11 protein-coding genes and 1 pseudogene are annotated in these 13,371 nt (G+C 69.8%); 10 read left to right on the top strand and 2 right to left on the bottom strand.

Features of this window, described 5'->3' with window-relative positions; genetic code table 11:
- The 4 genes and pseudogenes from EHS43_RS03815 to EHS43_RS03830 all read left to right on the top strand — a co-directional run.
- A pseudogene (locus tag EHS43_RS03815) lies at window positions 1-758 on the top strand (ABC transporter ATP-binding protein); the annotation flags it as partial.
- A gap of 162 nt (window positions 759-920) precedes the next feature.
- A complete protein-coding gene (locus EHS43_RS03820) occupies window positions 921-1,808 on the top strand; it encodes a FadR/GntR family transcriptional regulator (RefSeq protein ID WP_125189093.1) in 888 nt (295 codons plus the stop codon).
- Window positions 1,809-2,235: 427 nt separating this feature from the next.
- Window positions 2,236-3,774, top strand: coding sequence for an RNA polymerase sigma factor (locus tag EHS43_RS03825; RefSeq protein ID WP_125189094.1), 1,539 nt, complete (start codon window positions 2,236-2,238; stop codon window positions 3,772-3,774).
- A gap of 120 nt (window positions 3,775-3,894) precedes the next feature.
- The gene (locus EHS43_RS03830) at window positions 3,895-4,758 is read left to right on the top strand and encodes a serine protease (RefSeq protein WP_125189095.1); all 864 of its coding nucleotides are present in this window, start codon (window positions 3,895-3,897) and stop codon (window positions 4,756-4,758) included.
- A 155-nt stretch (window positions 4,759-4,913) separates the two neighbouring features.
- On the opposite strand, the gene EHS43_RS03835 is transcribed toward EHS43_RS03830, so the two are convergent.
- Window positions 4,914-5,144: a hypothetical protein gene (locus EHS43_RS03835; RefSeq protein WP_125189096.1), complete on the bottom strand. Its 231-nt coding sequence runs from the start codon at window positions 5,142-5,144 to the stop codon at window positions 4,914-4,916.
- A gap of 442 nt (window positions 5,145-5,586) precedes the next feature.
- On the opposite strand from EHS43_RS03835, the gene EHS43_RS03840 reads away from it, so the two are divergent.
- The 6 genes from EHS43_RS03840 to EHS43_RS03865 all read left to right on the top strand — a co-directional run bounded on the left by EHS43_RS03840 (window position 5,587) and on the right by EHS43_RS03865 (window position 12,613).
- Window positions 5,587-7,710: a type IIA DNA topoisomerase subunit B gene (locus EHS43_RS03840; RefSeq protein WP_125189097.1), complete on the top strand. Its 2,124-nt coding sequence runs from the start codon at window positions 5,587-5,589 to the stop codon at window positions 7,708-7,710.
- Window positions 7,711-8,011: 301 nt separating this feature from the next.
- A complete protein-coding gene (locus tag EHS43_RS03845; RefSeq protein ID WP_125189098.1) occupies window positions 8,012-8,536 on the top strand; it encodes a DUF1453 family protein in 525 nt (174 codons plus the stop codon).
- Window positions 8,533-9,684, top strand: coding sequence for a sensor histidine kinase (locus tag EHS43_RS03850; RefSeq protein ID WP_125189099.1), 1,152 nt, complete (start codon window positions 8,533-8,535; stop codon window positions 9,682-9,684). The genes EHS43_RS03845 and EHS43_RS03850 overlap by 4 nt, the downstream gene beginning before the upstream one ends.
- Window positions 9,681-10,364 carry a response regulator transcription factor gene (locus tag EHS43_RS03855; RefSeq protein WP_125189100.1) on the top strand — a complete coding sequence of 228 codons (684 nt, stop codon included), beginning with the start codon at window positions 9,681-9,683 and terminating at the stop codon, window positions 10,362-10,364. The genes EHS43_RS03850 and EHS43_RS03855 overlap by 4 nt, the downstream gene beginning before the upstream one ends.
- 69 nt (window positions 10,365-10,433) lie before the next feature.
- Window positions 10,434-11,024, top strand: a complete 591-nt coding sequence (locus EHS43_RS03860) for a DUF485 domain-containing protein (RefSeq protein ID WP_125189101.1) — start codon at window positions 10,434-10,436, stop codon at window positions 11,022-11,024.
- Window positions 11,021-12,613, top strand: coding sequence for a cation acetate symporter (locus tag EHS43_RS03865; protein ID WP_125189102.1), 1,593 nt, complete (start codon window positions 11,021-11,023; stop codon window positions 12,611-12,613). Before EHS43_RS03860 ends, EHS43_RS03865 begins: the two co-directional genes overlap by 4 nt.
- A gap of 28 nt (window positions 12,614-12,641) precedes the next feature.
- On the opposite strand, the gene EHS43_RS48730 is transcribed toward EHS43_RS03865, so the two are convergent.
- On the bottom strand, window positions 12,642-13,334 hold the full coding sequence (locus tag EHS43_RS48730; protein ID WP_125189103.1) for a response regulator: 693 nt from the start codon (window positions 13,332-13,334) through the stop codon (window positions 12,642-12,644).
- Window positions 13,335-13,371: the final 37 nt, after the last annotated feature.

Consider the following 13,371-nt stretch of genomic DNA (forward strand, 5'->3'; position numbering starts at 1 on the left):
TGCGTCCCCTGCGCTACGAACTGCGCCGCGCGGCAGGGATCGGCACGGGGTTCCTCACCGGCGCCGCCGTACTCATCACGTCCGCCCTCACCGCCGTACTCCTGGCGCGAGTCGGGCACACCCCGCAGGCTCGGCTGCTGGCCGCCTGGCCCAGGGAGCTGCCGCTGCCGCCGGCCGCGCTGGGTGCCGGGCTGATCGGCGCGCTCGCCTTCGGCGACGAGTTCCGCCACCCCGCCCTGGCCGCGGACCGCGGGACCGTCCCCCGCCGACTGGGACTGCTCACCGCGAAACTCGTGGTCACCGCCGTCACCGCGATCATGTTGGCGCTTCTCACGGTGGGCTGCGACGCCGAAGTGCTCTACCTCTTCTACGGACGGGAACTCGCGGCAGTTCCCGCGGACTGGTTTTCCCTGGGCGCGAGTTGGCTGGGGCTCGTGGTCGGGTGTGCCTGGGCCGGGGTCCTGGCGGCCGGCGTCTTCCGGTCCACCACGGCCGGGCTCGCCGCCGTGGTCGCCGTGCCCATTGTCGTCGTCCCCCTCGTGCACAAGGGGTTGGAGGGGGCGTCGGTGCGAGCGGCGGCTGGGCTTCCCGCGCGGCTGCGCGAGGTCTTGCTGCTGCAGTGGCCCTTCGGCGGGGAGCGCTACCTCGCGGGAGCGGTCCGGGTCGTCGCCCAACCGGTAGGTGGAGCACTGGCGTTGTCGCTCACCTGCCTGCTGTGCGCATATCTGCTCACGACCCTGCGGAGCAGGGTCCGATGACGACCGTCCGTGCGCTTCCGGTCCTGACCTGCGCACAACTTCCCGATGAAAGCGCATTTCTTTCCGATAAGGCGTCAATTGCGACGGGGTGAGCGATCACCCTTTCGTGTGCTTTTCACCAAAGACCTCAAGGCAGTTGGAGGCGACGCCGACAAAGGATCCGTGAGTACCCTTGCGCACACCATGATGACCGCCGCCCGCTCCGCCGACTCCGGTCTGGCCGGCCCGGGCGATCTCGACCGCTACCCCTACGCGGAGGCTCCGGCCGCCGGCCGTGTCGGAGCCTCTGTCTGGGACGGCTCGGACCCGGAGCTCGGCCGCGTGGGCCGACGTGCGGCGGGCAGCCGCGGGCGCGGACTGCACGGCCAACTCGTCCAGCAGCTGGGCCAGATGATCGTCTCCGGTGACCTGGGAGCCGACCGTCCACTGGTGCCAGAGGAGATCGGCCAGCGTTTCGAGGTCTCCCGCACCGTCGTCCGGGAGTCGCTCCGCGTCCTGGAGGCCAAGGGCCTGGTCAGTGCCCGCCCGAACGTCGGCACGCGCGTGCGGCCCGTCTGTGACTGGAACCTCCTGGACCCGGACATCATCGAGTGGCGGGCCTTCGGGCCGCAGCGCGACGACCAGCGCCGCGAGCTGAGCGAGCTGCGCTGGACGATCGAGCCGCTGGCCGCGCGCCTTGCCGCGGGACATGGCCGGGAGGACGTCCAGCAGCGTCTCGGTGACATGGTCGAGATCATGGGGCACTCCATGAGCCAGGGTGACGCGCTCACCTTCTCCAGGGCCGACGCCGAGTTCCACTCCCTGCTCATCCAGCTCGCGGGCAATCGCATGCTGGAGCATCTCTCCGGGATCGTCTCGGCCGCCCTCCAGGTCTCCGGCGGTCCGGTCACCGGCTGTGACCGCCCGAACGAGCCCTCCTTGGCGCACCACGGCAGGATCGTCGACGCCCTCGCCACCGGGGACGCGCCGGCGGCCGAGGCGGCCATGCGTCAACTGCTCACCGTCCATCCCGAGGTGGAGCGTGTGGTGCCGGCGCCGCGCGAGCACTGACCGCGCACCGCGGGCGACGCGGTTGAGGATGTCCTTCCCCTCCTTCGGCATCGTTCGGCCGCCGAACCGCCCCCGTCGGACCCCGCAGGATCTCCCGGATCCTGCGGGGTCCGGCCACGCGGCGCGGTGACGGCATCCCGGGGCACCGCTGGTCCTGACGGACGCGTAACCGTGTCTGTCCATATCTGAGCGTTTTTGCCTGCTTACGGGGTGTGACTCGGGCCACGCAGATTGGGCGTAACGCTCGCGGGAGCAGCGCGATGACCTAAGAGGTGACAGCCGCGGAGGGAATACGGACGCCATATCTGGCGCTGTGCATCTTCCCGGCCCCCCGCCCGCGCCGTCGGCCACTCCCAGGCCGGTGGTCGGCTCCAGTCCGCTGTGGACGGGGCCGGAAGCCGTTTTCCAACGTTCCGAGAGGTTGTTCGTGTCGGCCAGCACATCCCGTACGCTCCCGCCGGAGATCGCCGAGTCCGTCTCTGTCATGGCTCTCATTGAGCGGGGAAAGGCTGAGGGGCAGATCGCCGGCGATGACGTGCGTCGGGCCTTCGAAGCTGACCAGATTCCGGCCACTCAGTGGAAGAACGTACTGCGCAGCCTCAACCAGATCCTCGAGGAAGAGGGTGTGACGCTGATGGTCAGTGCCGCGGAGCCCAAGCGCACCCGAAAGAGCGTCGCAGCGAAGAGTCCGGCCAAGCGCACCGCCACCAAGACGGTCGCGGCGAAGACGGTGACCGCGAAGAAGGCCACCGCCACCGCCGCCCCGGCGGCGCCCGCGGCCGAGCCCGCAGTCGAGGGCGAGACGCCCACGAAGCCCGCCGCGAAGAAGGCGGTCGCCACCAAGAAGGCGGCCGCGAAGAAGACCGTCGCCACCAAGAAGACGGCGGCGGCCAAGAAGACCACCACCAAGAAGGACGACGCCGAGGTCATCGAGGAAGAGGTCCTCGAGGAGATCAAGCCCGGCGAGGAGGAAGAGGAGGGAGCCGAGAACAAGGGCTTCGTCCTCTCCGACGACGACGAGGACGACGCGCCTGCCCAGCAGGTCGCCGTGGCCGGTGCCACCGCGGACCCAGTCAAGGACTACCTCAAGCAGATCGGCAAGGTCCCGCTGCTCAACGCCGAGCAGGAGGTCGAGCTCGCCAAGCGCATCGAGGCCGGTCTGTTCGCCGAGGACAAGCTGGCCAACGCCGACAAGCTCGCCCCGAAGCTCAAGCGCGAGCTGGAGATCATCGCCGAGGACGGCCGCCGCGCCAAGAACCACCTCCTTGAGGCCAACCTCCGCCTGGTGGTCTCCCTGGCCAAGCGCTACACCGGCCGCGGCATGCTCTTCCTGGACCTCATCCAGGAGGGCAACCTCGGTCTGATCCGCGCGGTCGAGAAGTTCGACTACACCAAGGGCTACAAGTTCTCCACGTACGCCACCTGGTGGATCCGTCAGGCGATCACCCGCGCGATGGCCGACCAGGCCCGCACCATCCGTATCCCGGTGCACATGGTCGAGGTCATCAACAAGCTCGCGCGCGTGCAGCGCCAGATGCTCCAGGACCTGGGCCGCGAGCCCACCCCGGAGGAGCTGGCCAAGGAACTCGACATGACCCCCGAGAAGGTCATCGAGGTCCAGAAGTACGGCCGTGAGCCCATCTCGCTGCACACCCCGCTCGGCGAGGACGGCGACAGCGAGTTCGGTGACCTCATCGAGGACTCCGAGGCCGTGGTCCCGGCCGACGCGGTCAGCTTCACCCTCCTGCAGGAGCAGCTGCACTCCGTCCTGGATACCCTGTCCGAGCGCGAGGCGGGCGTCGTCTCCATGCGTTTCGGTCTCACCGACGGTCAGCCGAAGACCCTCGACGAGATCGGCAAGGTCTACGGCGTCACGCGCGAGCGCATCCGCCAGATCGAGTCGAAGACCATGTCGAAGCTGCGTCACCCCTCGCGTTCCCAGGTGCTGCGCGACTACCTCGACTGAGCCCCGGTCGTACGACACCGAAGGCCCGGCCCCTCCTCGGGGCCGGGCCTTCGTGCTGCGCGCGCATGCGCCCTGCGTGACTCTGGGTTTCCGATCACCACCCCGGAGTGAGGAGCTTGCATGCGTCATCCCATTGCCCGGGCGCTGGCCCGGCCGCTGATCATGGCGGCCGTGGCGGCGGCCATACCGCTGGCGTCAGCCGCCCCCGTAGCCGCAGACAGCGTCGTCGTCGGGGGATTCCCGGTCGATGTGTCCACGGCGCCCTGGACGGTGGCCCTGTCCACCCGTGACCGGTTCGGAGGTACGCGCGCCGGGCAGTTCTGCGGCGGTGTCGCCGTCGGCCCGACCACCGTCCTCACGGCGGCCCACTGCATGGGCGAGGACGTCCTCGGGGGACCGGCCGAGCAGGTGAGTGACTTCCGTGTCATCACTGGCCGCACGGATCTGCTCTCGGACCAGGGTAAGGAGATCGCCCTGCGGAAAGCCTGGGTGAATCCCGGCTACGACCCGCAGAGCAACGCGGGGGACTTCGCCGTCCTCACCCTCGCCGAGCCCCTGCCGCAGTACGCGGTCATCTCCATGGCGGCTGCCGGCGACGCCGCGTACGAGCCGGGAACCGGTGCCACGGTGTACGGCTGGGGTGACATCACGGGCGGCGGCGACTACGCGCGCAGCCTGCGGGCGGCACGCGTGCACGTACTGGCCGACGCGGAGTGCAGCAAGGCATATCCGGGCGGCGCCGACGGCACCTATCGCGCCGACAGCATGCTGTGCGCCGGAGAGGACTCAGGGGGCCCCGACGCCTGCCAGGGGGACAGCGGCGGGCCGCTGGTCGCCCAGGGGAAGCTGATCGGGCTGGTGTCCTGGGGGAGCGGCTGCGGGAGAGCGGGCCGACCCGGGGTCTACGCCCGTGTGTCCGAGGTCATGCGGACGCTGGACCAGGAGGGTCTCAACCCGGCCGACGGAGGTCACGGGACCGCGTGACGGTGCCCGAGGGGCGCTGAGCGTCCTCTTGGAGCCGTTCGTGGAGCCATGAGCTCCTTGTGGAGCCATTGAGCAAGGGCGGCTGCCCCTGGGAACAGGGGCATCCGCCCTTGTGCCGGCCTGTGCCGGAGCTGGCTCGTCGTGGACGCGAAGTGTCAGCGCTCTTCTTCTGCGACCGATGCGGGAACGGCCGTGAGCCGCTCCGTCTCGTCCTGTATCTCAGCGGCGATCTTCTTGAGTTCCGGCTCGAACTTGCGACCGTGGTGGGCGCAGAAGAGCAGCTCTCCGCCGCTGAGCAGCACGACGCGCACGTACGCCTGGGCGCCGCAGCGGTCGCAGCGGTCAGCGGCCGTCAGCGGGCTCGCGGGGGTCAGAACAGTAGTCACGTCGCCTCTTCTCTAGCTCGACGAGCTGTCGTACCAGGGTCAACATCCAACCAGCCCCAAAACGTTCCCGCTCGAGGCTTCTCCCAGAGAGAAATTTTCCGGACGGCTGGCTGCTGCCGGTTTGGCGGCGAATGTGCCGTATTGCGTGTCTGTGTGTCTTACGGTTTCGCGCTGTCGGTCAAGGTCGGTCCTCCCGGCTGGGTTGCCGGTTGTTCATGAGGACGTGCCCGGAGCCTAAATGGTTCATGCCTGTAAGGGAACGTGATATGTACTTCACCCCATCGAGGGATCGAACAGGCATGCGACTCTGGACTACTCTGTGTTTCCGCGCGAGGGTGGCGTTACAACGGCTCTACCAGGCCTCGGTACCCTCATGGCGGCTACCGAAGCCGCGCCCTTACCCACAAGGGCCCCATCTGAAATTCAGCGAGGAGCGAACCGCGTGACCGCCGAGACGTCCGTGCCGTCCACAGCTCTGCTGGCAGGAGCAGACCGGGACGGTTCCAACTACACCGCGCGGCACCTGCTCGTCCTCGAGGGGCTCGAGGCCGTACGCAAGCGCCCGGGCATGTACATCGGATCCACCGACAGCCGTGGTCTGATGCACTGCCTCTGGGAGATCATCGACAACTCCGTCGACGAGGCCCTGGGCGGGTACTGCGACCACATCGAGGTGATCCTCCACGACGACGCCTCCGTGGAGGTCCGGGACAACGGCCGGGGTATCCCGGTCGACGTCGAACCCAAGACGGGCCTGTCCGGCGTCGAGGTCGTCATGACCAAGCTGCACGCCGGCGGCAAGTTCGGCGGCGGCTCGTACGCCGCTTCCGGCGGCCTGCACGGCGTGGGCGCCTCCGTGGTGAACGCCCTGTCCGCGCGACTCGACGTCGAGGTGGACCGGGCAGGCAACACCCACGCGATCAGCTTCCGGCGCGGCGTACCGGGTGCCTTCGCGGGGAACGGCCCCGACGCCAAGTTCGACGCCGCCAGCGGTCTGCGCAAGGCCAAGAGGATCCCCAAGACCCGGACCGGCACGCGCGTGCGGTACTGGGCCGACCGGCAGATCTTCCTCAAGGACGCCAAGCTCTCCCTGGAGAACCTCCACCAGCGCGCTCGCCAGACCGCGTTCCTGGTGCCGGGCCTGACCATCGTCGTCCGCGACGAGTACGGCCTGGGCGAGGGCGGCAGCAAGGGCGAGGAGTCGTTCCGCTTCGACGGCGGCATCAGCGAGTTCTGCGAGTACCTGGCCACCGACAAGCCGGTCAACGACGTCCTCCGCTTCTCCGGCCAGGGCACCTTCAAGGAGACCGTCCCGGTCCTCGACGACCACGGCCAGATGACGCCCACCGAGGTCACCCGTGAACTCGGCGTGGACGTCGCGATGCGCTGGGGAACCGGCTACGACACGACCCTGAAGTCGTTCGTCAACATCATCGCCACGCCCAAGGGCGGCACCCATGTCGCCGGCTTCGAGCAGGCCGTCACCAAGACGATGAACGAGGTGCTGCGCACCAAGAAGCTGCTGCGTGTCGCCGAGGACGACATCGTCAAGGACGACGCCCTGGAGGGCCTGACCGCGGTCGTCACCGTGCGGCTCGCCGAGCCGCAGTTCGAGGGCCAGACCAAGGAGGTCCTCGGCACCTCTGCGGCCCGCCGCATCGTGAACACCGTGATCTCCAAGGAGCTCAAGGCGTTCCTGACGTCCACGAAGCGGGACGCCGCGGCCCAGGCCCGGGTCGTCATGGAGAAGGCGGTCGCCGCCGCGCGCACGCGTATCGCGGCCCGCCAGCACAAGGACGCACAGCGTCGCAAGACGGCTCTGGAGTCGTCCTCGCTGCCCGCCAAGCTCGCCGACTGCCGCAGCGACGACGTCGACCGCAGCGAGCTGTTCATCGTCGAGGGCGACTCCGCCCTCGGTACCGCGAAGCTCGCCCGGAACTCCGAGTTCCAGGCGCTGCTGCCCATCCGCGGCAAGATCCTCAACGTCCAGAAGTCGTCCGTCACCGACATGCTCAAGAACGTCGAGTGCGGTGCGATCATCCAGGTCATAGGAGCGGGGTCCGGCCGGACCTTCGACATCGACGCGGCCCGCTACGGCAAGATCATCATGATGACGGACGCCGACGTCGACGGCTCCCACATCCGGTGCCTGCTGCTGACCCTGTTCCAGCGCTACATGCGGCCCATGGTCGAGGCGGGCCGGGTGTTCGCCGCGGTGCCACCGCTGCACCGCATCGAGCTCGTCCAGCCGAAGAAGGGCCAGGACAAGTACGTCTACACGTACTCGGACCGTGAGCTGCGGGAGAAGCTGCTGGAGTTCCAGAGCAAGGGGGTCCGGTACAAGGACTCCATCCAGCGGTACAAGGGTCTCGGCGAGATGGACGCCGACCAGCTGGCCGAGACGACGATGGACCCGCGGCACCGGACGCTGCGGCGGATCAACCTCGCCGATCTGGATGCAGCCGAGCAGGTCTTCGATCTGTTGATGGGCAACGACGTGGCGCCGCGGAAGGAGTTCATCTCGGGTTCGGCGGCGACTCTGGACCGGTCGCGTATCGACGCGTAGCGCTGGTCTGGGCCGGGCTTCTGCGGGCGTCCTGGCCGGCCCTGTGCTTGAGGCCTCCGTGTGAGGGAAGTGCTGAAGCTTCATCGCACGGAGGCCGGGCAAGGTCGAGGAGGCGTGGGCGTGGCAGGGCGCCAGGCATCGCGGGTCCGGGCCCTCCACCCTGGGGTGGAGAACCGGGCCGTCCGGGAATCCACCCGTGATCCACCCCCGCTCCGATCTCCCGACCTGCGGATTTCCGTAGCTTCGAAGGTGTCGGCGGCGTCCGCTGCCGGCAGACCCTTCCTCGCTCACGGAGGCTGTGATGTCCGGGCTCGTCGACGCGTTGCTGATCGTGGTCGTGGTGGTCGTGGTGATCGCCCGGCAGTTCCGGGCGAGCCGGATCGACACCGACCGCCGCTGGTGGCTGTTGCCCACAGTCCTGGCCGTCGTGTCGCTGCGTGAGCCGGGGCTGGTGGACGGTCATCACCGCACCGCATCGATCACCCTGCTCACCGCCGAACTGCTCACCGGCCTCGCCATCGGGGCCGGCTGGGCCTGGACGAGCCGGATATGGACCGAGCCGGACGGCGCGGTGTGGAGCAGGAGCACGAAGGCGAGCGGAGCCGTCTGGGCTGTCGGCATCGCAGTGCGCGTCGGTCTCTTCGCGCTCGGCGCGGCGATCGGTGTCCACCAGGACTCCTCCGCACTGCTGCTTGCCCTGGCGGCCACCCTGCTCGTGCGCTCCGGGGTCCTCGTCCAGCGAGCGCGCTCCCTGCGCCCCGCCGCCGCACCCGCCCCGGCGTACGGTGAGCCCCTGGTCCGGTCGACGGATAAGGAACGGCTGTGACGGACAACGCCTGGACCCGCTGGCCCTCCCGGGAGGCGCTCGGACCTGAGGCGACCACGCGCCCCAGGCGTCTGCTCGGCTGGGTCGCGCGGTCGCTCGTGCTGGCCGTGCTCCTCTGGGGCGCGTTCAACAGTGGCCACGTACGGGGCTGGGGCCTGCTCGGAGCAGTGACAGGAATCCTCCTGTCCGCCGTCGCCGCCTGGGCACTCTTCCGCACCACCCTGGCTCACCGGCTCTGGCCCTCCCTGGCCCTCTTCGGCGTCCTCATGGCGATCGCGGTCGCCGCCCACACCGCCGGCTTCGGGGTCGTCGCTCTCGTTCTGTGGTGCGGCTGCGCCATCACCGCTCTGGAACGGCTGCCCCTCGCCGCTGCCCTTCCGGTGACCGTGGTCGCCCTCACCCTCTACGCCGCCGTCAACGACGACGTGTGGCTGACCACTCTGGCCACGACCGCGGGACTCGCCCTGGCCGGGTATGTCCTGCGGCTGGACGCCGAGGCCCGGGGCAGCGCGCAGCGGCTGCTCAACCAGGAGCGGGCCGCGCGGGCGGCCGAGGCGGAGTCGGCGGCCCTCGCGGAACGGGCCCGGATCGCCCGGGAGATCCATGACGTGCTGGCCCACAGTCTCTCGGCTCAGCTCGTACACCTGGAGGCGGCGCGGTTGCTGATCGAGGGGGGCGCGGAGCGGGACCAGATCCTCGAAAGGGTGGTGGCGGCCCGCGGCATGGCCCGTGACGGACTCTCCGAGACCCGGCAGGCACTGTCGGCACTGCGGGGCGACATGACTCCTCTGGAGGAGTACCTGAGCGAGCTCGTCGGGACGGCCGACGGAGCCGAGACCACCGTTTCGGGTGAGCGCAGACCGCTGTCGGCCGAGGCGTCGCAGGCCGTGCGCAGGGTCGCGCAGGAGGCCCTGACCAATGTCCGCAAGCATGCTCCGGGGGCCAAGGTCCGGCTGCGGCTGGAGTACGGCAGGGAGCAGGTGACACTGGTCGTGCGGGACTCGGGCGGTTCGCCGGGTGAACTCACCACCACCGGAGGCGGGTACGGTCTGGTGGGGATGCGGGAGCGTGCCGAACTGCTGGGCGGTTCGCTGGACGCCGGGCCGGACGACGGAGGGTTCGTGGTGACGTTGAAGGTGCCGGTATGACCGTGGGGGAGGAGACGAAGCCCGCGCGGGTGGTGGTCGCGGACGACCAGACCGTGGTGCGCGAGGGCATCGTGATGCTGCTCGGTCTGCTGCCCGGTATCGAGGTCGTGGGCGCGGCCGGGGACGGCGAGGAAGCGGTGGCGCTCGTCGCCGAACTGGCCCCGGACGTGGTGCTGATGGACCTGCGCATGCCCCGCTGCGACGGGGTCGAGGCCACCCGCAGGATCCGGACGGAATACCCCGGGACGCAGGTCGTGGTGCTGACGACGTTCGGGGACGACGAATCCCTGTTCCCCGCGCTCAGGGCGGGGGCGCGCGGTTATCTCACCAAGGACGCGGGAGGTGACGAGATCGTGCGGGCCGTGCACAGCGTGCTCTCCGGGGACGCCGGGCTCTCACCGGCTGTGCAACGGCGGTTGCTGGAGCGGCTGTCGGACTCCGAGCCGCCGCAGCCGGCGGCCACGGAGGCGCCCGACGGGCTCACCGGCCGGGAGGTCGAAGTGCTGGCGCTGATCGCCGAGGGGCTCAGCAATCAGGAGATCGCCCGCCGGCTGCATGTCTCCACCGCCACGGTGAAGACCCACATCAACAACCTCTTCGCCAAGACGGGCATCAAGGACCGTGCGCAGGCGGTGCGTTACGCCTACGCGAAGGGACTTGTACGGCCACCGATGGGATGAATCACTAGATGGGGTGAAGAGGGCGGGGAAGAAGAGTCGGGGATCTTCCCGTTCTGTCCATCCTTGGGCATGCAGTCAAGCAACGCTCGTCCCTGCGGAAGCGGGGGTGATGCCGAGAGTTCGGCCGGGAACCACCATGGCCACGAGGTGGCCCGTGCCCAAGCGTCCGCCGCCGAAGCGCCCGCCGGGGTCTCTGCCGGGGTGCGGTACGACGATCCCTGGTACGACGAACTCGCCTCCGGGTGGGGTGAGACGGGCGCTGACGGCACCTCCGCGGCACCGGTGGCGACGGCACGCGCGGAGCGCGAGAACCGGGCCGCGGCGGCGGCCGACGTCTACCTCGAGGTGCAGCGCAGCGCGGCCTTCCAGGAAGTGCGCGGCAGGTACCGGAGGTTCGTGGTGCCGGCGGGTATCGGGTTCTTCGCCTGGTACGTGGCCTACGTCGTGACGGCGACGAGCGCGCCGGGACTCATGGCACGGCCGGTGGCGGGCGCGGTGAACGTGGCGATGCTCGCGGGACTCGGGCAGTTCCTCACCACCTTCCTGCTGACCTGGGCCTACGCGCGGCACGCGAGGCTGCGCCGGGACCGGGCCGCGCTCGAACTGCGGTGGGACACCCAGGAACTGACGCGTTCGGCCCGGGGCGGTGCGTCGTCGTGACGGGAAATCACCAGACGCTGGCGCTGCTGCTGTTCAGCGCGTTCGTCGCGGTCACGCTGGGGATCACGACGTGGGTGAGCCGCCACCGGCATGGCTCGGCGGAGGAGTTCTACGCCGGGGGGCGGTTGTTCTCGCCCATGGAGAATGGTTTTGCCATCGCGGGCGACTACATGTCGGCCGCGTCCTTCCTGGGTATCTCCGGCCTCATCGCGCTCTTCGGGTACGACGGGATGCTCTACTCGGTGGGGTTCCTCGTGGCCTGGCTGGTGGTGCTGTTCCTCGTCGCCGAACTGGTGCGCAACTGTGGGCGGTTCACGCTCGCCGACGTGGTCGCCGCGCGGATGAGTGAGCGGCCGGTGCGGATGGCGGCGGGAACCTCCTCGGTCACCGTGTCCGTTCTCTACCTGGTGGCGCAGATGGTGGGCGCCGGCAGTCTGGTCGCGCTGCTGCTCGGAGGCACCGGCGAGGCGGCCCAGTCCTGGACCGTCATCGCCGTGGGGGCGCTCATGGTGATCTACGTGTCCCTGGGCGGGATGCGGGCGACGACCTGGATCCAGATCGTCAAGGCGGTCCTGCTGCTCGGGGGGACCGTCGTGCTGACCGTGCTCGTGCTGGTGCGGTTCCACGGTGATGTCGACCAGTTGCTGCTCACGGCCGCGGACCGCAGCGGCCATGGCCGGTCGTTCCTGGCACCTGGGCTGAAGTACGGCGGGGACTGGACCGCCCGCCTCGACTTCATCAGCCTGGGACTGGCCCTCGTGCTGGGCACAGCGGGGCTGCCGCACATCCTGTCCCGCTTCTACACCGTGCCCACGGCACGCGCCGCACGGCGTTCGGTGGTCTGGTCGATCGGGCTCATCGGCGGCTTCTACCTGATGACGATCGTCCTCGGGTTCGGTGCCGCTGCGATCGTGGGACCCGAGACGGTCCGGGGATCGAACGCCGCGGGGAACACCGCGGTCCCGCTCCTGGCCCTCGACCTGGGCGGCGGCGCCGACTCCACGGGAGGAACGGTTCTGTTCGCGATCGTCGCCGCGGTCGCCTTCGCCACGATCCTCGCCGTGGTCGCCGGCATCACCCTCGCCTCCTCCGCGTCCGTCGCCCACGACCTGTACGCCTCACTGCGGCGGCGCCGAACCAGGCCCCGCAGCGAGGTGGCCGTCGCCAGGACCGCCGCCGTGGGGATCGGCGTGGTCGCGATCGCCCTCGGTCTGCTGGCCCGCGATCTCAACGTCGCCTTCCTGGTCGGCCTCGCCTTCGCCGTCGCCGCGTCCGCGAATCTGCCCGTGCTGCTCTACTCGCTGTTCTGGCGCGGGTTCACCACCCGGGGTGCCGTCTGGTCCGTCTACGGCGGACTGATCCCGGCCCTGACCCTGGTCCTGCTGTCACCCGTGGTGTCCGGCAGCCCCGACTCCCTCTTCCCGGGCGTGGACTTCCAGTACTTCCCGTTGCAGAACCCGGGGCTCGTCTCCATCCCGCTGGGTTTCGTCGCGGGCTGGCTCGGCACGGTCACCTCGGCGGAGGTCGCCGACGAGGCCAAGCACGCGGAGACCGAGGTGCGGTCACTCACGGGGGCGGGGGCGGTCTAGAGGGGCGCCAGCCCTTTCTCAAGGGCGGCTACGGCGCCACCCAGGCGTACCGGTGCTCCGGGCGCCCCGTGTCGCCGTATCTGAGGGACAGGCTCAGGCGGCCGGCCTGTTCGAGGTGGCGGAGGTAGCGCTGGGCGGTGGAGCGGCTCAGCCCGGTCTCGGCGGCGACCTCGTGGGCCGACAGCGGGTGGCCGGCGTGGTGCAGGACGCGGCAGATGAGGTCCGTCGTCGGTTCCGAGTGGCCGCTGGGCAGGCCGGGGGAAGCCGGTGCCGGGGTGGTGCGCAGGGCGCCGAAGATCCGGTCGACCTGTTCCTGGCCGGCGATGCCGTGGCCGCCGACCCGGTCGACGGTGCGGCGCAGGGCGGCGTAGGAGTCCAGCCGTGTGCGCAGCGCGGCGAAGGTGAAGGGTTTGACCAGGTAGTGGAGGGCGCCCAGGCGCATCGCGGTCTGGACGGTCGTCACGTCCCCGGCCGCCGTGATCATGATGACGTCGGTGCCGTGGCCCTGTTCCCGCATGCGGTGGACGAGTTCGAGGCCCGTCTGGTCGGGCAGGTAGTGGTCGAGCAGGACCAGGTCGATGGTCCCGCGCTGCACGCTGGCCAGCGCCTGGGCGGCGTTGTGGGCGCGGGCGGCCACCCGGAAACCGGGAACCTTCCCCACGTACTTCGCGTTGATCTCGGCGACACGGAAGTCGTCGTCCACGACCAGGACGTCAATCATCGGGCCTCTCTCCCTCAAGGCCTGGCGGGCGGCTCGC

The sequence above is a fragment of the Streptomyces sp. RP5T genome (genome assembly GCF_003933965.1).
Lineage (GTDB): Bacteria > Actinomycetota > Actinomycetes > Streptomycetales > Streptomycetaceae > Streptomyces.